The organism is Variovorax sp. 05T418 (assembly GCF_056396385.1).
Genome location: NZ_JBFTLJ010000006.1, coordinates 66707 through 90445 on the forward strand (window position 1 = coordinate 66707; position 23739 = coordinate 90445).

Sequence of the window (23739 nt, forward strand, 5' to 3'; positions counted from 1 at the left end):
TGGGTTTGTCTCGTTCAACAGCAACAAAGCGGAAGCAGCTATAAGTTTAATAGCAGCTTCCGCGTCCATCGGCGCCCGACGGCGCGCCCCTCAGTGTCCGCCGATGTAGGCGAACTTGAACAGGAAAATCGCCGCGATCACCCAGACCATCGCATGCACTTCCCGTGCCCGGCCGGTGCAGAGCTTGAGCACCGCGTAGGTGATGAAGCCGAAGGCCAGGCCATTGGCGATCGAGTAGGTGAAAGGCATGGCCAGCGCGGTCACGGCCGCGGGGATCACCTCGGTGGTGTCTTCCCAGTCGAGCTCGACGAGGTCGCGCAGCATCAGGCAGCCCACGAAGAGCAGCGCCGGGGCGGTGGCATAGGCCGGCACCGATCCCGCGAGCGGCGAGATCATCAGGCAGGCGAGGAACAGCACCGCCACCACCACCGCCGTGAGGCCGGTGCGCCCGCCGGCCTGCACGCCGGCCGCGCTTTCCACGTAGGCCGTGGTGCTCGAGGTGCCGAGCAGCGAGCCCGCGAAGATCGCGCCGCTGTCGGCCAGGAGCGCCTTGTTCATGCGCTCCATCTTGCCGGGCACCAGGAGGCCCGCGCGCTTGGCCACGCCCATCAGCGTGCCGGTGGCGTCGAACATCTCGACCAGGAAGAACACCAGCACCACGTTCAGGATGCCGCCCTTGAGCGCGCCCAGGATGTCGAGCTGCATGAAGGTGGGCGCAATGGACGGCGGCGCATCGAACACGCCATGGAACTTGTTGCCGCCGAAGAAGAACGACAGCACCGTCACCAGCATGATGCCGATGAGGATGGCGCCGCGCACCTTGAGCCGGTCGAGCGTCACGATCACGAGGAAGCCCAGCGTCGCCAGCACCACCGGCGCCGAGTGCAGGTCGCCCAGCGTGACGAAGGTGGCCGGCGATGCCGCGACCACGCCCGCGCTCTTGAGCGCGATGAGCGCGAGGAACATGCCGATGCCCACGGTGATTGCCGTTCGCAGCGACTGCGGTATGCCCTGTATGAACAGCTCCCGCAGCCCCGTGACCGTGACGATCAGGAACAGCGTCCCCGAGATGAACACCGCGCCCAGCGCCACCTGCCACGTGTAGCCCATGCCCAGCACCACCACGTAGGCGAAGTAGGCGTTCAGTCCCATGCCCGGCGCCATCGCGATCGGGTAGTTGGCATACAGGCCCATGATCAGCGTGCCCAGCGCCGCGATCAGGCAGGTGGCCACGAACACCGCGCCCTTGGGCATGCCCGCATCGCCGAGGATCGAGGGGTTCACGAAGATGATGTAGGCCATCGTCAGGAAGGTGGTGAGCCCTGCGATGACTTCGGTGCGCACGGTGGTGTTGTGCTCGGTCAGCTTGAACATGCGTTCAAGCCAGTTCGCGCCCTGCGGCGCGCTGCGCGCGGCTGTCCCCGAGGCGTGGGGATCGGTGACCTTGGGCACCTCTTCAAACCTGTTCATGTCGCTTGTCTCCAGCTGTTGTATGTGGCGGTTCGTTCAAACATGCCTCGGCCGCGACGCCGGCGCGGCCAGAGGAAGAATCGTCAGGGCGGATCGGGGGCTTCGGCCGCGAAGGCGCGCGAGGCCGGCGTGGTGAAGGCGGGCCGCAGCGACGCCGCCACGTCCTTGATGCATTCGCGCAGCCAGCGCGCGGAACTCGAAGAATGGGTGCGCTCGTGCCAGAGCTGGTAGTACATGAGGCGCGGCAGCGCCACCGGGCACTCGAGGATCTTCACCGGCAGGCGCGCGGCAAAGCGCTCGCAGTACTGGCGGCCGGTGGTGAGCACCAGGAGGCTCGACGCGACCATGTCCGGGATCAGGCTGAAGTGCGCGCAGCGCGCCGTGATGTTGCGCTGCCGGCCCAGCTCGTCGAGCATCTGGTCGATGATGCCGCGCCCGCCCGGGTGCATGGGCGTGGGGGCGATGTGCTCGGCCGCGAGCCAGGTCTCCAGATCCCAGCCGCGGCGCACGGCCGGGTGGTCCTGGTTGACCAGCGACACCACCTCGTCGCCGAAGAGCCGCGCCATGTGCAGGTCTTCCGGCGGCTTGAGCCAGTTGCCGATCACCAGGTCGACCTGGCCGAGCGCGAGGTGGCCGTGGTAGTCGGAATCGGGCGTGAGCGCATGGATCTCGATCTGGCACAGCGGCGCCTCGCGCTTCACGTGCGCCACCAGCATCGGCAGGAACAGCGGGTCCATGTAGTCGCTTGCGGCGATGCGGAAGGTGGTGGCCGCCGACTGCGGCTCGAAGCCGCGCGCATCGGAAAAAAGCATTTCGGCGGCGCGCAGGATGCTTGCGGCCGGCTCGATCATCCGCAGCCCCGCATCGGTCGGCACCATGCCCGAGCCCGATCGCACCAGCAGCGGATCGCCCGAGAGTTCGCGCAGCCGCTTCAGCGCGGCCGAGACGGCCGGCTGGTACATGCCCAGGCGAATGGCGGCGCGCGAGACGCTGCGGTCGGTCAGCACGGTGTGAAGCACCCGGATCAGATGAAGATCGATCTTGTCGAACAATGCCTGGTCACGCATGGCGTTCTCCCGCCACGGCGGCAAAGCCGGTTCCGCGGTGTTTCGCGAAGAGGACGAGGGCGTGGGGCATGGGGATGACTTTGGACATGCGCCAAAGTCTACGAGTGGCTAGGCGGACTGCACGGCCGTGATGGCGCGAAGGATCGATTCGCTCGTGGCCGGCGCCTTCAGCGGCGGATCGATCTTGTGCCCACCCGCCGCCGACACCGCATCGCGGATCGCGAAGAACACCGAGAACGGCAGCAAGAGCGGCGGCTCGCCCACGGCCTTGCTGCGGTGGATCGAGTCCTCGAAGTTCTGGCCTTCGAACAGGCGCACGTTGAAGACGGGCGGGCAGTCGTTGGCGGTCGGGATCTTGTAGGTGCTGGGCGCGTGCGTGGTGAGCTTGCCGCTTTGCGGATGCCACACCAGTTCCTCGGTGGTGAGCCAGCCCATGCCCTGGATGAAGGCGCCTTCGACCTGGCCGATGTCCACGGCCGGGTTCAGCGACTTGCCCGCGTCGTGCAGGATGTCGGCGCGCAAGAGCTTCCATTCGCCGGTGAGCGTGTCGACGATCACCTCGCTCACCGCCGCGCCGTAGGCGTAGTAGTAGAACGGGCGGCCCTGCATCCTGTCCTTGTCCCAGCTGAGGCCGGGCGTGGCGTAGAAGCCGTCGGACCAGAGCTGCTTGCGGTCGAGATACGCCTCGCCCACCACGGTGCTGAAGGCCAGCGAGCGGCCGTTGACCTCGACCTTGTCGTTGGCAAAGCGCACCTCGCTCGCCTTGCCGCCATGGCGCTCCGCCGCGCTCTCGGCCAGGCGCTCGCGGATCTGGCGCGCGGCGTCCTGTGCGGCCTTGCCGTTCAGGTCGGCGCCGGTCGATGCGGCCGTGGCCGAGGTGTTGGCCACCTTGGTGGTGTCGGTTGCCGTGACGCGCACGCGCTCGAAGCTCACGCCCAGCTCGTGCGCCACCACCTGCGCCACCTTGGTGTTGAGGCCCTGCCCCATCTCGGTTCCGCCGTGGTTCACGAGGATCGAGCCGTCGGTGTACACATGCACCAGCGCGCCCGCCTGGTTGAAATGCTTGACGTTGAACGAGATGCCGAACTTGAGCGGCGCGAGCGCGAGGCCGCGCTTGAGCACCACGCTCTTTGCGTTGAACGCCGCAATCTCTTCGCGCCGCGCGCGGTAGCCGCTGCTGGCTTCGAGGTCGGCCACCAGTTCATGGACGATGTTGTCGGTCACGGTCTGGCGGTAGGGCGTGACGTTGTTCTGCGTCGTGCCGTAGAAGTTGACGCGCCGCACGTCGAGCGGATCGCGGCCCAGCGCGCGCGCCACCGAGTCCATGATGTTCTCGACGGCAATCGCGCCCTGCGGCCCGCCGAAGCCCCGGAACGCGGTGTTGCTCTGCGTGTTGGTCTTGCCCGAGTAGCCGTGCATGGCCACGTTGGGCAGCCAGTAGGCGTTGTCGAAGTGGCACAGCGCGCGCGTCATCACCGGGCCCGAGAGGTCGGCCGAGTGGCCGGCGCGCGACACCATGGTGATCTCCGCGCCGAGGATGCGGCCCTCGTCGTCGTAGCCGACGTCGTATTCGTACCAGAAGCAGTGGCGGCGGCCGGTGATCATGAAGTCGTCGTCGCGGTCGAGCCTGAGCTTGACCGGGCGCTGCAGCTGCCGCGCCGCAATGGCCGCCACGCAGGCGAACAGCGCCGACTGCGATTCCTTGCCGCCGAAGCCGCCGCCCATGCGCCGGCATTCCACATGCACTTCGTTCGACTGCAAATGCAGCGCATGCGCCACCAGGTGCTGCATCTCGCTCGGGTGCTGCGTCGAGCAGTGGATGTGCAGCGCACCGCCCTCCTTCGGAATGGCGTAGCTGATCTGGCCTTCGAGGTAGAACTGCTCCTGCCCGCCCACCTCGAGCGTGGACTTGTGGCGGTGCGGTGCCTTGGCGATGGCGGCGCGCACGGCGGCCTCGTCGCCTTCGTTGGCCACGCCGCCGCTGCGCACGATGTGCATCGGCGGCACCACGTACTGGCCGCGCGCATGCGCCTCCTGCGGCGTGAGCACGGGCGGCTCGGCCTCGATGGTCATCGCCTCCTTGGCCTTGGAAGCGGCGCGGCGCGCGGCCTCGCGCGTTTCGGCGATCACCGCGAACACCGGCTGGCCGAGGTAGCGGATCTCGCCGCCCTCGTTCACGGGCAGGAGGATCGGATCGTCGTGGACGATCGAGCCGCAGTCGTTGGTGCCCGGAATGTCGTCGGCCGTGAGCACCGCGACCACGCCGGGCATCGTGCGGATCGCGTCGAGCGACAGCGCCGTGACACGGCCGTTCGCTGCGGGCGACAGGCCCAGCGCGCAATGCAGCGTGCCGGTGATTTCGGGAATGTCGTCGATGTAGGTCGCTTCGCCGGCCACGTGCAGGTGCGCCGATTCGTGCGGCCGGCTGATGCCGACACGCGCGCCAAGGTCGTGCGCGATCGCCTCGGCCACGGGGTCGATGCGCGCGGCGGTGTTCTTCAGGTAGTCGGCAAAGGCCTCGGCGGGCTGCAGCAGGCGGGCGTCGATGGGTTTGTTCATGGTCAGGCTCCTTCGGCCGCGGCTTTGACGACGGCATGGGGCATCACGCTCCAGACACTGGTCTCTTCGAGCGACAGCGCGTCTTCGGTGCGCGTTTCGAGCCAGAGGCGCTGGACAAGGTTCTGCGCCACCTGCAGCCGGTAGTCGGCCGAGGCGCGCATGTCCGACAGCGGCTTGAAGTCCTGCGCGAGCGCGAGCTTGGCGGCGGCGACGCTGGCCTGGGTCCACGGCTTGCCGACGAGTGCCGCTTCGGCATTTGCGGCGCGCTTGACGATGGCCGCCATGCCGCCGAAGGCCAGGCGCACGGCCTTCACGGTGTCGCTGCCCTCTTCGAGCTCGATCGCGAAGCCTGCGCACAGGGCAGAGATGTCGCAGTCGAAGCGCTTGCTGATCTTGTAGGCGCGCACCTGGCGGCGCATGGCGGCCAGCGGCACCGCGAGCCCCTGCACGAACTCGCCGGGCTGCAGCTGGTTCTTCATGTAGTCGACGTAGAAATCGGGCAGCGGCATGCGGCGTACCGCGTCGCCGCGGCGCAGCTCGATCTCGGCATCGAGCGACATCAGCACCGGCGGCGAATCGCCGATGGGCGAACCGTTGGCCACGTTGCCGCCCATGGTGCCGGCGTGGCGGATCGGCGGCGAGGCAAAGCGCAGCCACACGTCCGAGAGACTCGGCACGCGCTGCACCAGGGCTTCGAAGGCGGCTTCGAGCGAGGCGCCCGCGCCGATGTAGAGCTCGCCGCCTTGGTCGTTCTGCCGGGTCTCGATGGTCTTCATCTCGGCCACGTCGCCCACGTAGATGATGTCGCCAAGGTCGCGGAACTGCTTGTTGACCCAGAGGCCGACGTCGGTCGAGCCGGCCAGCAGCTGGGCGCCCGGCTTCTGTTCGCGCAGCGCGGCGAGCTGTGCCAGCGTCCGCGGCGCATGGAAGTGGTCGATGCGGGCGCCGAGCGGCGCGGCGTATTCCAGGCCGTCGTTCTGCAAGGCGGTGAGCGCCGCCACCACGGGCTTCGTGTCGAGCCGCACGGCCGGCAGATCGAACATGCGCTGCCCGGCATCGAGGATCGGCCGGTAGCCGGTGCAGCGGCACAGGTTGCCCGAGAGCTCGTCGGCCAGCTGCTGGCGCGTGGGCTGCGTGCCCTCGGCCTGGTGGTGCTCGTAGGCGGACCACAGCGACATCACGAAGCCCGGCGTGCAGAAGCCGCACTGCGAGCCGTGGCAGTCGACCATCGCCTGCTGCACCGGGTGCAGCGTGTGGACGGCGTGCTTCTTGCCGTTGTCCTGCGGCTGGGCCGCCGCGCACTGCGCCTTCAGGTCTTCGACCGTGAACAGCGCCTTGCCGTGCAGCGTGGGCAGGAACTGGATGCAGGCATTGACCGTCTGCAGCTGCAGCCCGCCGACCGTGCCCGGCGCGTTGGCGTCGCTGGCCAGCTCGCCGATCACCACGGTGCAGGCGCCGCAGTCGCCCTCGTTGCAGCCTTCCTTGGTGCCGGTGCAGTGCGCGTCCTCGCGCAGCCAGTCGAGCACCGAGCGGGTCGGATGGACGCCGCTGACGTCGACGATCCTGCCGCGGTGGAAGAAGCGGACGGGTTGCGTGCTGTTGTTGTTGCTGCTGCTCTCTGTGCTCATGCTCTTTGGCCTCGTGGGCGGCTCGGTTTCCCGGCCAAGCCTGGACGTTAGCCGCTTGTGCCCCTGCCCACATACCGCAGGCGCCATATTGCGTATGTGGACGCGGGTATGCGGCCTAGGGGGAAACCCTGGAGAGCGAGAGCAATTCCCGGGCCATGGGCCTGAGCGCGCCCATGGTGGCGAGCGCCGGGTACCGTCAGCCGCCGCCCGCCGCCGCCAGCGAGCGCGGCCGCATGTCGACCCAGTTCGCATCGATGAAGGCATTGCAGGCGGCCCGGTCGGTCGCTGCCAGCGCCACCTGCCAGCCGGCGGGCACGGCGATGAAGGCGGGCCACAGCGAGTGCTGGCCCTCGTGGTTCAGCAGCACCAGGAAGCTGGCGCTCTTGTCGTCGAACGGGTTGCTCATGTCGATTTCCTCGGGGTTCAGGCCATGGCCGCGGATGCGGGGGTTGTGGTGGTGCGGCGCAGCGCCGCCAGCGCCTCGGCGATGCCGGCGAGCGCCTGGTGGCGCGCGAAATCCTCGCGCAATGCGGCCGCGCGCTGCCGATAGTTGGACTCGCCCAGCACCTTGCGCACGGCGTCGCCGATCTGGCGCGCGCCCGGCTGGCCGCTGCCCAGGTTGATGCCCGCGCCCGACCAGGCCACGCGCGCGGCGATCTCGGGTTTCTCTTCGCTGGTGCCGGCCACCACCAGCGGCACGCCGAGGCTCAGTGCATGGTTGACCGAGCCGTAGCCGCCGTTGGTGACCATCGCATGCACCTTGGGCAGCAGCCGGTCGTAGGGCAAGAACGGCAGCACGCGCGCATTGGCGGGCAGGTTCGCAGCCAGCGCAGGCGGCACCGGGCCGCCGGTGGTGGCGATGGCGAGGACGTTGCTGTCGCCTGCCAGCGCCTGCAGCGCCGGGCCGATCAGTTGCGCCGGGTTCTGGTTGGCCAGCGTGCCCTGCGTCACCAGCACGACCGAGCGGCCGTCGTCCAGTTCGTGCCACCAATCGGGCGGCGTGAAGCCGCGGCTCGCGGGCGCGAGCAGCGGGCCGACGAAGCGCACCGATGCGGGCAGGTCGCTGCGCGGGTATTCGAAGGAAGGCGCCGTGAGCTGCAGGTACAGGTCCGGCAGCTTGACCATCGCATCGACGAAGAATTCCGGCAGCGCGGGCGAACCCGAGCGCGCCAGCAAGCCGTCGAAGTGGCACTGCACTTCGCCGAACATCGCCTGCTTGAGGTTGGCATTCATCGCCCGGTTGCGCGCGCGCCCTTCCGGCGTGCTCGACGGCGGCAGCGCGGTGCCGAAGAAGGCAGTGTCGCAGCTGGACAGCGGCAGCGCCGAGATGCCGATGGCGACGACGGCCGGACGCCTGTCGCGCGGCCCGAGCAGCAGCGGGAAGGTGCCGCAGAACATCGTGTCGACCACGATGGCATCGGCCTCGAACTCCTCGAGGATCGAACGCAGCCCCACGTGCTGCGCGGCCATGGCATCGGCAAAGAAATGCTTGAGGCCGAAGCACAGCTGCGCATGCGCGGACGACAGGCGCTGGCGCTCGGGAAAGCGCTTGTCGAGGTCGCGGTAGTCGTGGTCGATCGCGGGTGCGAACGGCGTGAAGCCTGCGCCGGTGGCCTCGGCCTGTGCCCTGAACTGGCTCGCGGTGTGCACCCGCACCTCGTGGCCGAGGCCCACGAGATGCTGCGCGATCGCGAGCATCGGCAGCACGTGGCCCGGCAAGGCGGTGGCTGCGATGAGATAGCTTGCCATTGCGTTCTTGCTCCTTCCTATGAAGTGGTGGTTTCCGCGGCGCGGCGCGCCTTGGTGTCGATGCCCAGGTCGACGAAGTAGCGCTGCAGCAGCTCGCGGTCCACCGGGCGGATCGGCGCGCCGATGGCTTCGAGCTGCGCATGCGTGGCGGCGCCGCTCACCTGCGGCGGCGTGGCCGAGGTGTCGTAGCGGTCGAGGATCGCGAGCACCGCGGCCAGGTCGCGGTCCTGCACGGTGGCCAGCCTCTGGTGCGCGCGCTGCAGCCAGGACTCGAGCCCCACCGGCTCCAGCCGCATGCCCATGCGCTCGAAGACCGGCGGAATGTCGCGCACCCGCAGCGCCTCCTGGCTCGTCAGGTGGAACACCTGGCCCCACGAGGCCTGCTGCGCCGCCAGGCCGAGGATGGCGCGCGCCACATCGTCCACCGGCGTGAGGTTGAGCGGCAGGTCCATGTCGGGAATCGCTTCCAGGTCGGCGTAGAGGTGCGCCACGCGCCAGATCAGGTCGTCGGCATTGCAGATCGCATGCGCGTGGTCGCCGGTGACTGCGCCCAACCGGTAGATCGCCACCGGCATGCCGCGCGCCTGCGCCTCGCGGGCCAGCGCATCGCCGACCCACTTGCTCTGGCTGTAGCCGTCGACCAGCCCGCTCCACGAGGCCAGCGCCGATTGCTCGGTGATGGTGTCTTCCTTGTTGTTCTGATCGATCACCGCGAGCGTGGAGACGTAGTGCATGCTCTTCGCGCGGCCTTGCGCCGTCCATTCGAGCAGCGTGACCACGCTGTCGACGTTCGCGGGCTTGAGGCTCGCGTAGGGATGCAAAAAGTCGACCTGCGCGGCGCAGTGGTAGATGGCGTCGCAGCCGTCCTGCACCAGCTGCACGGCGTGCTCCTCCAGGCCCAGGCTCGGCTTGCCGAGGTCGCCGGTCACGACCTGGATGCGCGCCTCGTCCCACACCGCGCCCAGCCGGCGCTGGGCCAGCGTGCGCTTGAGGCGAAGCTCGCCGGCCTGCACGTCCTCGGCGCGCACGTGGCACACCACGCAGGCCGCGGTGTCGCGCAGCAATGCGGCCAGCAGGTGGCTGCCGACGAAGCCGCTCGCACCGGTGAGGAACACGCGCTTGGGTTTCAGCGCCGGTGCAGCAATGCCCTGCGGGCGGATGTGCGCGGGCAATTCGAGTTCGCGCGACAGGTCCAGCGCCTCGGCCCCACCGCCGGCGTTGTCGTCGATCCATGCGGCCAGCTCGGCAATCGAGGGGCGGTTGTAGACCTCGGCATGCGGGAAGTCCGCGCGCAGCTGCTGGCGAATGCGCATGCCGAGCTGGATCGCCATCAGCGAATGGCCGCCGATCTCGAAGAAGTTGTCGTGGATGCCGATGCGCTGCAGCTGCAGCGTCTCGGCCCACAGGCCCGCAAGCAGCTTCTCGGTGGCCGTGCGCGGTGCCACGTACTGCGCGCCGGCCTGCTGCTGCTCGGGTGCGGGCAGCGCCTTGCGGTCGAGCTTGCCGCTCGGTGTCAGCGGCAGCGACGGCAGGTGCACGAAGGCCGAGGGCACCATGTAGTCGGGCAGCGCCTTTGCCATGTGCGCGCGCAGCTCGACCGGCTGCGGATCGGGGGCGGCGGCAAAGTAGGCCACCAGGCGCTTGTCGCCCGGGATGTCCTCGCGCACGACCACGGCGGCCTGCGTCACCTGCGGATGCTTCAGCAGCACCGACTCGATCTCCCCGGGCTCGATGCGGAAGCCGCGGATCTTCACCTGCTGGTCGGCGCGGCCCAGGAAGTCGAGGCTGCCGTCGCTGCGCCAGCGCGCGAGATCGCCGCTGCGGTACATGCGGCTGCCGGGCTCGCCATACGGATTGGCAATGAAGCGTTCGGCGCTCAGCACGGGCCGCTTGAGGTAGCCGCGCGCCACGCCGCTGCCGGCGATGTACAGCTCGCCCGCGACACCGGGCGGCACCGGGCGCAGGCTGTCGTCGAGCACGTACATGCGCGTGTTCCAGACCGGCTGGCCGATGGAGGGAAGTTCCGTCGCATCCATCGGCGCGCTCATGCTCGCGCAGATGGTGATCTCGGTCGGGCCGTAGGCGTTGACCATGCGGCGGCCCTGCGACCAGCGCGCGGCCAGCGCCGCGGGGCAGGCGTCGCCGCCCACCACCAGCGTCTGCAACCGCGGAAATTCGCCTGGCGGCAAGGTAGCCAGCGCGGCAGGCGGAATCAGCGCGTGGCTGATGGCCTGCCTCTCGAGCAGCTCGGCCAAGTCCGTGCCCAGCAGCGGCTGCGCCGCGGGAAGCACCAGCGCGGCGCCGGCGTGGAAGGCCATCAGCTGGTCCATCACGGAAGCATCGAAGCCGCTGGAGGAGAACTGCAGCACGCGCGAATCGGGCGTGATCGCAAGCCGCTCCATCATCGCGGCGCCCAGGCTGGCGAGACCCGCATGCGGCACCACCACGCCCTTGGGCACGCCGGTGGAGCCCGAGGTGTAGATGACGTAGGCGGCCTGCTGCGAATCGGCAGCTTGCGCCGGCAGGCCGTCGGGCTGGATTGCCAGCGCGGCGGCCGTCTCGTCGCCATCGAGCGCCATGCAGTGCGGCACGCCGGCCAGCTGCGGCAGGAGCGCGGCATGGGTCAACACGGCGGCGGGCGCCGCTTCCTCGAACACGAAGGCGCTGCGCCCGGCCATGTGGGCCGGATCGATCGGCAGGTAGGCCGCGCCGGCCTTGACGATGGCCAGGTGCGCGACCACGAGGTCGAGCGAACGCGGCAGCACCGTCGCCACGATGGCGCCGGCGCCGATGCCCCGGTTGCGCAGCAGGTGCGCGAGCCGGTTGGCGCGCAGGTCGAGCTCGGCATAGCTCACGGTCGCATCGTCGCGCACCACCGCCGCCGCATGCGGGCGCTCGGCGGCATGGGCCTGCACCATGGCGGCCAGCGTGAGCGGCGCCAGCTCGCGCGTGCGGCCGCTCCAGTCCTCCAGCACACGGCGGTTTTCCTCGGCGCTCAGGATGAGCAGGCTGCCGATGGGTTCGTCGGGTGCATCGCAGGCCTCTTCGAGCAGGCGCGCGAGCCGCGCCGCAATGGCCTCGACCGTGCCGCGGTCGAACAGGTCGGTGCTGTACTGGATGCCGCCGGCAATGCCGCCGGGCAGGCCGTCGGCGCCGCGCTGCTCGTCGAGGATGAAGGACAGGTCGAACTTTGCGGTGTCCACGGCCACCGGCTGCGGCGTGATCGACAGGCCCGGCAGGCTGAAGGACAGCCGGTTGCTGCCCTGCTGGAATCCCAGCATGACCTGGAACAGCGGCAGGTTGGCGCCCGAGCGGCCCGGCCGCAGCAGCTCCACGATGCGGTCGTACGGCAGCTCCTGGTTGGCGTAGGCCGCCAGGTTGGTGGTGCGCACGCGCGCGATCAGCTCGCGCAGGCTCGGCTGCCCCGAGAGGTCGGTGCGCAGCACCAGCGCATTGACGAAGCAGCCGATCAGCTCGTCCAGCGCGTGGTCGCTGCGCCCGGCCACCGGCGTGCCGATGGCGATGTCGTCGCCGGCGCCGAGCCGGTGCAGCAGCCCCGCGAGTGCGGCCTGCAGCACCATGAAGACGCTGGCCTGGCCGTCGCGCGCCAGCTGCAGCATGCGCTCGTGCACGCGCGGCGCGATCTGCATCGGCACCACGTCGCCGCGGTAGCTGGGCACCGCCGGATGCGGGCGGTCGACGGGCAGGCTCAGCCGCTCGGGCAAGTCGCTCAAGGTCTCACGCCAGAACTCGCGCTGGCGGCCGGCCATGCTGTCGGGGTTGTCTTCGCTGCCGAGCAGTTCCTGCTGCCACAGCGCGTAGTCGGCATATTGCAGCGGCAGCGGCGCCCAGCCCGGCGCCTTGCCTTCGCAGCGCGCCGCATAGGCCACGCTCAGGTCGCGCGCCAGCGGCAGCAGCGAGGCGCCGTCGCCGACGATGTGGTGCGTCAAGAGCAGCAGCACGTGCTCGTCGGCGGCCAGTTTGAACAGGTGCGTGCGCAGGGGCGGTGTGGTGCCGAGCGCGAAGCCGCGGTGCGCCGCGGCATGCAGCTGCGCGGCAATCTCGTCCTCGCTGCTGTCGGCTTCGATCACCGCCGGCCGCGCCTCGGCACCGTCCAGGATGTGCTGGTAGGGCAGCCCGTTGTCGTTCGGATAGATGGTGCGCAGGCTCTCGTGGCGCTGCACCAGGTCGCCCAGCGCCTCGTGCAGCGCTGCGCGGTCCAGCACACCGGAAAGCCTCAGGGCCAGCGGCATGTTGTAGGCCGGGTTGCCTTCCTCGAGCTGGTTCATCAGCCACAGGCGGCGCTGCGCGAACGACAGCGGAATGCGGGCCGGGCGCGGCATCGGCACGAGGCTGGGGCGCGCCACCGTCTCCTGGTCGAGCAGCTCCGCGAGGCCGGCGATGGTGGAGACCTGGAACAGCGTGTCCAGCGGCAGGTCGATCATGAACTGCTGACGGATCATCGAGATCAGCTGCACGATCATCAGCGAGTGCCCGCCGAGCTCGAAGAAGTTGTCGTGGATGCCCACGCGCGGCAGGTGCAGCGTCTCGGCCCAGAGCCCGGCCAATATTCTTTCGGTGGGCGTGCGCGGTGCCGCATATGGCGTGGCGGCCTGCAGCTCGGGCGCCGGCAGCGCCTTGCGGTCGAGCTTGCCGCTCGGGCCCAGCGGCAGCGCCGGCAGGCTCACGAAGGCCGAGGGCACCATGTACTCGGGCAAGGCCTGCGCCAGGTGCGTGCGCAGCTCGGCGGCCTGCAGATCGGCCGCATCGGCAGCCACCACGTAGGCGACCAGGCGCTTCTCGCCCGGCACATCCTCGCGCGCAAGCACCGCGGCCTGCGCCACCTGCGGATGCCGCAGCAGCACCGATTCGATCTCGCCGGGCTCGATGCGCAGGCCGCGGATCTTCACCTGCTGGTCGGCGCGGCCCAGGAAGTCGAGGCTGCCGTCGCTGCGCCAGCGCGCAAGATCGCCGCTGCGGTACATGCGGCTGCCGGGCTCGCCGTACGGGTTGGCAATGAAGCGTTCGGCGCTCAGCAGCGGCCGCCCGAGGTAGCCGCGCGCCAGGCCGATACCCGCGATGTAGAGCTCGCCGGTCACGCCCGGCGGCACGGGCTGCAGGCCGCTGTCCAGCACATGCATCTGCGTGTTCCAGATCGGGCGGCCGATCGGAACGCTCGCCAGTGCCGCTGCGGCTTGCGGCTCGCGCGGGCATTCCCACGAGGTCACGTCGACGGCGGCCTCGGTCGGGCCGTAGAGGTTGTGCAGCTCGCAGGACAGGCGCTGCTGGAACTGCGACACCAGCGCGGGCGACAGGGCTTCGCCGCTGCAGATCACGCGCCGCAGCGTGCTGCAGGCGGACGCGGCGGGCTCGCGCAGGAAGACCTCGAGCATCGACGGCACGAAGTGGATCGTGGTGATGGCTTCGCTGGCAATCAGATCGGCCAGGTAGGCCGCATCCTTGTGGCCGCCCGGCTTTGCGAGCACCAGCGTGGCGCCGTCGATCAGCGGCCAGAAGAATTCCCAGACCGACACGTCGAAGCTCGAAGGCGTCTTTTGCAGCACGCGGTCGTCGGCCCGCAGGCCGTGGCGGTGCTGCATCCAGCGCAGGCGGTTGACGATGGCTCGGTGCGACACCACCGCGCCCTTCGGCGTTCCGGTGGAGCCCGAGGTGTAGATCACATAGGCCGGATGGTCGGGGTCGATCGCCACGGCGGGATCGGTGTCGGCGCAAGTCCCCAGTTCGGCAATCGTTTGCGGCAGGTCGAGCAGCAATTGCGCTGCGCCGCCCGGCAGCGTCTCCGCAAGCGCCATGGTCGTGACCAGGCACACCGGCTGCGCGTCGCCGAGCATGAAGGCGATGCGGTCCTGCGGAAAGTCGGGGTCGACCGGCAGGTAGGCGGCGCCCGTCTTCAGCGTGGCGAGCAGCGCCACCATCAACTCCATCGAGCGCGGAATGGCCAGCGCCACGGTGCGCTCCGGCCCCGCGCCGCGTGCGCGCAGCAGGTGCGCGAGGCGGTTGGCGCGGCGGTTCAGTTCGCCGTTGCGCATCGCCTCGCCTTCGAAGCGCAGCGCAATGCCTTGCGGGTCGGCTGCAAGCTGCGCCTCGATCAATGCGGTGAGATGGCTGGCGGGCACCGGGTGCGCCGTGCCGTTCCACTCCACCAGCAGTTGCGTGCGCTCATGCATGCTCAGCAGGTCGACATGGCCGATGGCCTGGTCCGGCTCGCGGATCACCGCGGCCATGAAGGCGAGCAGCCGGCGCTGATGGTCGACCAGCCCTTGCGCGCTGTGCACCGCGGGGTTGGCGTCGAAGTCGATCTGCAGGTCCTGCCCGTTGCCGCGTTCGTACAGGAAGATGCCCAGGTCCTCGGCCGTGCCGTTCGACAGGTTGCGCGGCCTGGCGGCATGGCCCGCAAAGCGGAAGTCGTAGTCGAAGGGCTCGACGTTGACCACCGTGGTGAACAGCTGCCGGTTGGCAACCAGCATGTTGAGATCGCTGCGCAGGTGCTCGTAGCGGTAGCTCTGGTGCCTGAGGATCTGCCGCATCTGCCGGCCGACCTCGCGGATCAGTTCCGGGATCGGCAGGTCCGCGCGCATCGCCAGGCGCAGCGGCAGCGCGTTGGCCACCATCGCCGGCACGCGCCGCATGCGGTCGTTGTGGCGCGCCGTCACGGGGATGCCGATCACCATGTCCTCGATGCCGGTGGCGCGGTACAGGTAGGCCGCGGTGGTGGCGATGAGGATCTGCGGCAGCGTGGTCCCGAGCTCTTGCGCAATGGCCTGCAGGGCCTGCACGCTGGCGGCCGGCAGATGCACCGTCTGGCGCAGCAGGCCGCCGATGTTGACCGAACGCTGCGAGGCCAGGCTCAGCGGATCCGGTGCATCGCCGAAGCGCTCGACCCAGTACTGGCGGTCGCGCGGAAAGCGGCCCGACGCGCGGTAGGCGTTGTCTTCCTCGGCCAGCTGCGAGATCGGCGCGAGGCGCGATTCATCAGGCACTGCCGCGCTGCCTTCGGCCATGGCGCTGTAGACGTCCGCGAAGCGGCGCGCAATGAGCCCGCCGCCAAAGCCGTCGAGCACGATGTGGTGGCTTCGGTGATACCAGATGTGGCGCGCGGGCGAGAGGCGGATCAGCGCCGAGAGCCACAGCGGCCCCGTCGCCAGGTCGATGTTGCGCGTGAAGTCGGCGCGCATCCAGCGCTCGGCCTCGGCCTGCGGATCGCGCTCGTCACTCAAGTCGAGGTACGGAATCTCGCCGGTGAAGGTGGGCGCCACGACCTGGCGCGGCCCTTCGTCGGTATCGACAAAACTCAGCCGCGTGGCTTCGGCTTCATCGGCCACCTGGCGCATGGCGGCAACGAAGATGGCGGGGTCGATGGGGCCATCGATCTCGATGGCTTCGGCAAGATTGAAATTGGTGTCGGGCGACGCGAACTTTGCGCCGAGCCACATCGCCATCTGACCCGAGGTAAGGGGCGCGGTGCGGCCCAGGTGATCGGCGGTAGTCATGCACTTCTCCAGCTCTTGAATGAAATCGGCAACGCAACGCTGCATGGGCGCGTGGAATGGACGCGCCAAACCACTCTACAAGTGGTTGCAACAATTTCAGTGACGCTTTTCCGGGCACGAAAATTTCACGCGCGGCCTTGAGCGAGAAAGGTTTCACCGGGAAGTGAACATTCGATCGGCGATGGTCGAATGCGAAGGCTTTCATCGTATTTCCGGGGCCCAACACCCGGAAAACCGTTGTTGCAACGCAGCAACTTGGTACAGATTCCGTAGGGGCATCCGTCGGCGTGCGAACGGCCGGGCAAAAAAATACGCGCCCCGCGGCGCGTACTTTCGATGGATGCCCGGGCTGCGGGCGCGGTCCCGCGTGGTCAGCGCACCATGTCCCAGCCCATCATCAGCGCCGCGAAGCCCATCAGGGCCGTGCCGCCCCACCCGAGCCAGCGCGTGCGGCGCCCCGAGGTGAACAGGCCCATCACCTTCTCGCGCGACACCAGCACCATCATCGCGGCCATGATCGGCACGGCGACCACGCCGTTGATCACGGCGCTCCAGTAGAGCGCCTTCATCGGATCGATCGGCGTGAAGTCGAGCGCAGTGCCCACCAGCGTGGCCACCGCGATGATCCCGTAGAACTCCTTGGCTTCGCGCCAGTGCCGCTCCAGCCCTTCTTCCCAGCCGAAGGCCTCGGCCACCGCATAGGCAGCCGACGAGGCCAGCACGGGCACCGCCAGCAAGCCGGTGGCGATGATGCCGCCCGCGAAGAGCCAGAACGCGAAGTCGCCCGCCAGCGGCCGCAGCGCCTCGGCCGCCTGCGCCGCCGAAGACACGTCGTGCACCCCCGCCGCAAACAGCACCGCCGCGCCCACCACCATCACGAAGAAGGCGATCAGGTTCGAGAAGGTCATGCCCAGCCAGGTGTCGAGCCGCACGCGCCGCAGGTCGCGCCACACCTCCTGGTCGGTGCCGCGCCGCCCGCCCCTGAGCCGGAGCTCCTCGACTTCCTGCGATGCCTGCCAGAAGAACAGGTACGGCGAGATGGTGGTGCCCAGCAGCGCCACGATCATCATCCAGTAGCTGCCGTTCCACTGCAGCCGGGGCACGACGAGGTCGTGCAGCACGCGGCCCCAATCCACCTGCACCGCGAACACCGCCGCCACGTAGGCAAACAGCGTGAGCGTCAGCCACTTGAGGATGTGGGCCAGCTTGCGGTAGGGCACGAACACCTGCAGCAGCACCGTGACCACGCCGAACATCAGCGAATGGAAGTGCGCGCCGCCGCCCACCACCAACTGCAGCGCCTCGCCCATGGCCGCGATGTCGGCCGCGATGTTGATGGTGTTGGCCACCACCAGCAGCGACACCAGGGCGAACAGGAAGCCGCGCGGCATGTGCTCGCGCAGGTTGGCCGCCACGCCCTTGCCCGTGACCCGGCCGATGCGCGCCGACACCAGCTGGATCGCCACCATGAACGGCAGCGACAGGAACACCGTCCAGAGCAGGCCGGTGCCGAACTGGGCGCCGGCCTGGGTGTAGGTGGCGATGCCGGAGGGGTCGTCGTCGGCCGCACCGGTGACGACGCCAGGCCCCACGTGGCGCAGGAACGACGGAATACGTTTCTTCATGTGGCCCGATCGTGGCATGCCGAGCCTGACCGCCAGATGATCTTGCGCAGGCTTTTCACCGAAAAGATGCGCGAAGATCCTGCGCCTTTCCCCTACCCCGCCCGCTCGGAGAACAGCGCCGTGATCACCTGGCGCAGCCAGCGGTTCGCCGGATCGGCCTCGAAGCGCCTGCTCCAGTGCAGCGACACCGTGAAGTCGCGCAGCGGAAACGGCGGCTCGACGATGGCGTAGCCGCCTTCCTCGGCAAAGCCGCGCGCGATGTTGCGCGGCATCACCACCGCCAGGTCGGTGGCGCGCACGATGGCCGGCAGCACCATGAAGTGCTCGGTGGTCAGGCGCAGCCGGTCTTCGAGGTTCAGCAGCTGCAGGATGCGCAGCGTCTCGGCGTGCGTGCGCACCGCCACGTAGTCGAGCTCCTGCAGCGCCTCGAGCAGCGCCTGCCCGCTGCGGCGCCGCTTCGTCACGAACGGGTGGCCCTTGCGCAGCAGCACGATGTAGCGGTCCTTCAGCAGCTGGGCGCGCTGCGTGTCCTTCACCTTGGGCAAAAAGCCGAAGGCGAAGTCGATCCGGCCGCTGTCGAGCGCGGCGGCAATGTCGCCGGTGGCCAGCGGCATGGTCTCGACGCGCACGCCCGGCGCCAGCTCGCGCAGCCGCGCCATCAGCGCGGGCAGGAAGCGGCCTTCGCCGATGTCGCTCATGTGGATGCGGAACAGCTTGCGCGAAGCGGCCGGGTCGAAGCGCTCGGGCTCGGCCAGCGCCTGCTGCAGCATGGCCAGCGCCGCCTGCACCGGCACCGCCAGCCGCTCCGCCCGCGGCGTGGGCGCCACGCCGCCGGGGGTGCGCGTGAAGAGCGCATCGCCCAGCAACAGGCGCAGCCGCGTGAGGCCATGGCTGGCCGCCGGCTGCGTGAGGCCCAGCGCATCGGCCGCACGGCTCACGCTGCGGGCGCGGAAGACCGCATCGAAGAGCCGCAGCAGGTTGAGGTCGAGCTTTTCGATATGCATGGCATTCATGTTGGATAGCTGGCTTATTTTATTGATGTATGGCGGCGCGCCGACCACACTGCGAGACCCCCAGAAAAAAGAGACACGATGGAAGTTTCATTCAGCAAGGAAGTCGAGCTGCTGCGCCTGGGCGCCGGCGACACCTTCCACGGCGAGGGCATCCTCGCCATCACCAAGGGCCTGCTGCAGTCCGGCGTGGCCTACGTGGGCGGCTACCAGGGCGCGCCGGTGTCGCACCTGCTCGACGTCATGGTGCAGGGCAAGGCCTACATGGACGAGCTCGGCGTGCATGTGGAAGCCTGCTCCAACGAAGCCTCGGCCGCGGCCATGCTCGGCGCATCCATCCACTATCCGCTGCGCGGCGCCGTCACCTGGAAGTCGATAGTCGGCACCAACGTGGCGGCCGATGCGCTTTCCAACCTGTCGTCGCCGGGCGTGACCGGCGGCGTGCTGGTGGTGGTGGGCGAGGACTACGGCGAAGGCGCCAGCGTGATCCAGGAGCGCACGCATGCCTACGCGCTCAAGTCGAGCATGTGCCTGCTCGATCCGCGGCCCGACCTCGGCGTGATGGTGCGCATGGTGGAAGAAGGCTTTCGCCTGTCCGAGACCTCGAACATGCCCTGCCTGATGGAGCTGCGCATCCGCACCTGCCACGTGCGCGGCAGCTTCGAGTGCAAGGACAACATCGCGCCCGCCGTGTCGACGCGCGCGCTGATGAGCGAGCCCGCGGGCTTCGACTACATGCGGCTCGCGCATCCGCCCGTCACCTTCCGCCATGAAAAACTCAAGGGCGACGAGCGCATTCCGGCCGCGCGGCGCTACATCGTGGAGCACCGGCTCAACGAGCTGGTGCCGGGCGGCCGGCATGCCGACCTGGGCATCGTGGTGCAGGGCGGGCTCTACAACGCGCTCGTCCGCAGCCTGCAGCAGCAGGGCCTGGCCGATGCCTTCGGCGAAACCGACATCCCGATCCTGGTGCTCAACGTGACCTACCCGCTGGTGCCCGAGCAGGTCGCCGACTTCTGCCTGGGCAAGCGCGCAGTGCTCGTGGTGGAGGAAGGCCAGCCCGAATACATCGAGCAGGACATCGCCACCCTCTTGCGCCGGCGCGACATCCAGACGCCGCTGCATGGCAAGGACATGCTGCCTTCGGCCGGCGAATACGGCGTGGAGGTGCTCGCGGGCGGCCTTGGCGCCTTCGCCGCGAAATACATCGAGAGCGGCGAGGCTTCGTCTTCCGCCAAGGCCTGGCTGGCCGGCAACCGCGAGCGCCGCGAGGCGGTGGCGCGCCAGCTCGAGACGCTGCTGCCCAACCGGCCGCCGAGCTTCTGCGTCGGCTGCCCCGAGCGGCCGGTGTTCTCGGCGCTCAAGCTCGCGCAGCAGGAGACCGGGCCGGTGCACATCGCGGCCGACATCGGCTGCCATGCCTTCGGCACCTTCGAGCCCTTCTCGATGGGGCATTCGATCCTCGGCTACGGCATGAGCCTGGCAAGCCGCGCGGGCGTGGCGCCCATGATGAACCGCCGCACCCTGTCGATCATGGGCGACGGCGGCTTCTGGCACAACGGATTGCTCACCGGCGTGCAGAGCGCACTCTTCAACGGCGACGACGCGGTGCTCTTGATCTTCAAGAACGGCTACACCTCGGCCACCGGCACGCAGGACATCATCTCCACGCCCGACGACGAGACGAAGGAGCGCGCCGTCGACAAGCAGCAGAGCCTGGTCGACAAGAACCAGACCATCGAGGCCACGCTCACGGGCCTGGGCGTCAAGTGGATGCGCACCGTCACCACCTACGACGTGGAGCGCATGCGCAAGACGCTGACCGAGGCGCTCACCAGCGACTTCAACGGCCTCAAGGTGGTGATTGCCGAGGGTGAATGCCAGCTCGAGCGGCAGCGCCGCATCAAGCCCTGGATTGCCGGCCTGCTCAAGAAGGGCGAGCGCGTGGTGCGCGTGAAGTACGGCGTGGACGAGGACGTGTGCAACGGCGACCACGCCTGCATCCGCCTGTCGGGCTGCCCCACGCTCACGCTCAAGGACAACCCCGATCCGCTCAAGGTCGACCCCGTGGCCACCGTGATCGACGGCTGCGTGGGCTGCGGCCTGTGCGGCGAGAACGCGCATGCGGCCACGCTGTGCCCGAGCTTCTACCGCGCCGAGGTGGTGCAGAACCCGAAGTGGCACGAGCGCCTGCTGCACGCACTGCGCGGCGCCGTGGTGCGCGTGCTGCAACCCGCATGAGAGACGACCACATGGAACAGAACCGCCCCATCTCCCTGCTCGTCTGCGCCCTGGGCGGCGAAGGCGGCGGCGTGCTCACCGAATGGCTGGTCGACATCGCGCGCCGTGCCGGCCATGCCGCGCAGAGCACGTCGATTCCCGGCGTGGCGCAGCGCACCGGCGCCACCACCTACTACATCGAGGTGTTCCCGGTGCCGCTCGCGCAGCTGGCCGGCCGGCGCCCGGTGTTCAGCCTGAGCCCGGTGCCGGGAGCGCTCGACGCCATCGTGTCGTCGGAGCTGCTCGAGACCGCGCGCCAGATCGGCAACGGCATGAGCGCGCCGCTGCGCACGCTGGTCATCAGTTCGTCGGCGCGCATCTTCACCACCGCCGAGCGCATGCAGCCCGGTGACGGCCGCGCCGATGCGCAGCGCCTCGTCGATGTGGTGAAAGCCTTCAGCCGCGAGCACCATGTGTTCGACATGAATGCGATGGCGCGCGAAACGGGCACGGTGGTCAGCGCGGTGATGCTCGGCGCCATCGCGGGCAGCGGCCTGTTTCCGTTTCCGCGCGAGGCCTACGAACACGTGGTGCGCGGCGGCGACGCCCGCGCGCCCGAGAAGCTGGGGAAGATGGCCGCGGCCAGCCTGCGCGGCTTTGCGGCCGGCTTCGAGGCCGTGGGCACGCCGCGCGCGCAGGCCGCCTTCGTGAGCAGCGTGCTGGCCGCCGACACGCGCGACGCGCCGCCACCGCCGCGCGCCCTGCCGGACGAACTCGCGCGGCGCTTTCCGCCGGCCGTGCACGACATGCTCGTGCTCGGCCATGCGCGCGTGCTCGACTACCAGGACGCCGCCTACGCCGCGCTCTACGCCGAGCGGCTGGGCCGGGTGCTCGATGCCGAACGCGCGGCCGACCCGGCCGGCGCGCAGGGCTTTGCCACCACCCGCGAAGCCGCGCGCTGGCTCGCGCTGTGGATGGCCTTCGACGACATCGTGCGCGTGGCCGCGCTCAAGGGCCGCGCGAGCCGTGCGCAGCGCGTGCGGCATGAAGTGCGCGCGGCCGAGGAAGACATCGTGAAGGTCTACGACCATTTCAAGCCCGGCGCGGCCGAGTTCGCCGCGCTGCTGCCGCCGGGCCTGGCGCGCCGCGTCACCGCATGGGACCGCGGCAGGCAGGCCCGCGGCCTCGCGCCCTGGGCGTTGCCGTTGAAGGTGGGCAGCCATTCGGTGGCCGGCATGGCGTCGCTGCGCCTCTTGTCATCGCTGAAGTGGCTGCGCCGCCGCGGCCAGCGCTTTGCCGAGGAACAGGCACTGATCGAGCGCTGGCTCGCGGCGGTGGAGGCCGGCACGCGCGAGGCCTGGGCACTGGGCCACGAGCTTGCGCTGTGCGGCCGGCTCATCAAGGGCTATGGCAGCACCAACGAGCGCGGCAAGGAAAACCTGCTGCACCTGGCCGGCCATCTCGCGGCGCAGCCCGGCGTGGCGCCGGCCGAGCGCGCGCAATCGGTGGCGGCGGCGCGCAACGCCGCGCTGGCCGACGATGCCGGCCTCGCGCTCGATGCCGCGCTGGTGGCGCACGGCGCGCCCGCCCGCCCGGTCAAGGCCCAGCCGATCCGCTGGATGAAGCGCAAGCCCGCGGGCAGCGCCTGAGGCCGAGGCACCCACGATGCCGCTGCTCAATGTCGAAGACCACCGGTGCCATGCGCGCCGGGTGTTGCCGCGCCTCGTGTTCGACTATGTCGATGGCGGTGCCGAGGACGAGCGCTGCCTGCAGCGCAACCGCGATGCGCTCGAACAGCTGCCGCTGATTCCCGAATGCCTGCGCGACACCAGCACGGTGGACATCGGCATCGAACTGTTCGGCCGCCGCTGGCGCGCGCCTTTCGCGGTCGCGCCCATCGGCCTGGCCGGCCTGGTGCGCCCCGGCGCCGACGCCCTGCTGGCCCGCGCGGCCCAGGGCGCGGGCGTGCCCTTCGTTCTCTCGACCGCATCGAACACGCGCATCGAGGACGTGCGCGCGGCCGCGCCCGACGCCACGCTGTGGATGCAGCTGTACGTGATGGGCGAACGCGCCATTGCCGAGCGCATCGTGCGGCGCGCACGCGCGGCCGGCTTCGAGACGCTGGTGCTCACGGTCGACGTGCCGGTCAGCGGGCTGCGTGAGCGCGACCTGCGGCACGGCTTCCGGTTGCCGATGCGCCTCACGCCCGCCACCGTGCTCGACATGGCGCGCCATCCGGCGTGGCTGATGCGGCTCGCACGCAGCGGCATGCCGCAGTTCGCGAACCTGCTGCCGGACGACGACGGCACGCCCGTGTCCGCGCAGGCGCAGGCCGCGCTGCTCTCGCGCACCATGGACCGCCGGCTCACCTGGGAAAGCCTCGCCTGGCTGCGCAAGCTGTGGGACGGCCCGCTGCTGGTCAAGGGCCTGCTCGGCGCCGAGGACGCGCGGCGCGCCGTGCGCCACGGCGCGGACGGCATCGTGGTGTCGAACCACGGCGGCCGCCAGCTCGATGCGGCGCCCGCGAGCATCGCCGTGCTGCCCGCGATGGTGGATGCCGCCGGCGGGCGCATTCCGGTGCTGATGGACGGCGGCATCCGGCGCGGCAGCGACGTGGTGAAGGCGCTGGCACTGGGCGCGCGCGGCGTGCTGGCCGGACGTGCGCCGCTCTACGGCCTGGCCTGCGGCGGCGAGCAAGGCGCGTTGTCGGTGCTGCAGCTGCTGGCACAGGAAACCGAACGCACCATGACGCTGCTCGGCGCCACGCACGCGGCCGAGCTCGGGCTGCGCCACGTCGGCCGGCCCGAGCCGCCGCCCAAGGAAACCCTGCAAGGGAAACCCGCCATTTACGCGGCGCGCGCCGCTGCCTAGATTGCACGGATTAGTTCAGAAACATAACG

The 23739-nt window shown here is 69.7% G+C and carries 12 protein-coding genes; 3 read left to right on the forward strand and 9 right to left on the reverse strand.

Annotated elements, in window-relative coordinates; translation table 11 throughout:
* Nucleotides 1-90: 90 nt before the first annotated feature.
* The 9 genes from AC1DMS_RS14120 to AC1DMS_RS14160 all read right to left on the reverse strand — a co-directional run bounded on the left by AC1DMS_RS14120 (nucleotide 91) and on the right by AC1DMS_RS14160 (nucleotide 18622).
* Nucleotides 91-1374 (reverse strand): NCS2 family permease, encoded by a 1284-nt coding sequence (locus AC1DMS_RS14120; protein ID WP_208856333.1) that lies wholly within the window; start codon nucleotides 1372-1374, stop codon nucleotides 91-93.
* Between the two features lie 179 nt (nucleotides 1375-1553).
* Entirely contained in the window at nucleotides 1554-2537 is a 984-nt protein-coding gene (locus AC1DMS_RS14125) for a LysR family transcriptional regulator (protein ID WP_015866681.1), read from the reverse strand.
* 108 nt (nucleotides 2538-2645) lie between these two features.
* Complete coding sequence (gene xdhB / locus AC1DMS_RS14130; protein WP_478181236.1) at nucleotides 2646-5096, reverse strand: xanthine dehydrogenase molybdopterin binding subunit; 2451 nt, start codon at nucleotides 5094-5096, stop codon at nucleotides 2646-2648.
* Nucleotides 5097-5098: 2 nt separating this feature from the next.
* On the reverse strand, nucleotides 5099-6724 hold the full coding sequence (gene xdhA / locus AC1DMS_RS14135; RefSeq protein WP_478181237.1) for a xanthine dehydrogenase small subunit: 1626 nt from the start codon (nucleotides 6722-6724) through the stop codon (nucleotides 5099-5101).
* 196 nt (nucleotides 6725-6920) lie between these two features.
* Nucleotides 6921-7130 carry an MbtH family protein gene (locus tag AC1DMS_RS14140; protein WP_412511573.1) on the reverse strand — a complete coding sequence of 70 codons (210 nt, stop codon included), beginning with the start codon at nucleotides 7128-7130 and terminating at the stop codon, nucleotides 6921-6923.
* 17 nt (nucleotides 7131-7147) lie between these two features.
* Nucleotides 7148-8473: a glycosyltransferase gene (locus AC1DMS_RS14145; RefSeq protein ID WP_478181238.1), complete on the reverse strand. Its 1326-nt coding sequence runs from the start codon at nucleotides 8471-8473 to the stop codon at nucleotides 7148-7150.
* A gap of 17 nt (nucleotides 8474-8490) precedes the next feature.
* Nucleotides 8491-15984, reverse strand: coding sequence for a non-ribosomal peptide synthetase (locus AC1DMS_RS14150; protein WP_478181239.1), 7494 nt, complete (start codon nucleotides 15982-15984; stop codon nucleotides 8491-8493).
* Between the two features lie 371 nt (nucleotides 15985-16355).
* Nucleotides 16356-17609 carry an Nramp family divalent metal transporter gene (locus AC1DMS_RS14155; RefSeq protein WP_278877386.1) on the reverse strand — a complete coding sequence of 418 codons (1254 nt, stop codon included), beginning with the start codon at nucleotides 17607-17609 and terminating at the stop codon, nucleotides 16356-16358.
* 92 nt (nucleotides 17610-17701) lie between these two features.
* Entirely contained in the window at nucleotides 17702-18622 is a 921-nt protein-coding gene (locus AC1DMS_RS14160; RefSeq protein ID WP_278877382.1) for a LysR family transcriptional regulator, read from the reverse strand.
* Nucleotides 18623-18700: 78 nt separating this feature from the next.
* On the opposite strand from AC1DMS_RS14160, the gene AC1DMS_RS14165 reads away from it, so the two are divergent.
* From AC1DMS_RS14165 to AC1DMS_RS14175, 3 genes are read left to right on the forward strand one after another with little or no spacing between them, the layout of a single operon-like run.
* Nucleotides 18701-20860 carry a thiamine pyrophosphate-dependent enzyme gene (locus AC1DMS_RS14165; RefSeq protein WP_478181240.1) on the forward strand — a complete coding sequence of 720 codons (2160 nt, stop codon included), beginning with the start codon at nucleotides 18701-18703 and terminating at the stop codon, nucleotides 20858-20860.
* 11 nt (nucleotides 20861-20871) lie between these two features.
* Nucleotides 20872-22488 carry an indolepyruvate oxidoreductase subunit beta family protein gene (locus tag AC1DMS_RS14170; RefSeq protein WP_478181241.1) on the forward strand — a complete coding sequence of 539 codons (1617 nt, stop codon included), beginning with the start codon at nucleotides 20872-20874 and terminating at the stop codon, nucleotides 22486-22488.
* A gap of 16 nt (nucleotides 22489-22504) precedes the next feature.
* Nucleotides 22505-23710, forward strand: a complete 1206-nt coding sequence (locus tag AC1DMS_RS14175) for an alpha-hydroxy acid oxidase (protein ID WP_478181242.1) — start codon at nucleotides 22505-22507, stop codon at nucleotides 23708-23710.
* Nucleotides 23711-23739 lie beyond the last annotated feature (29 nt).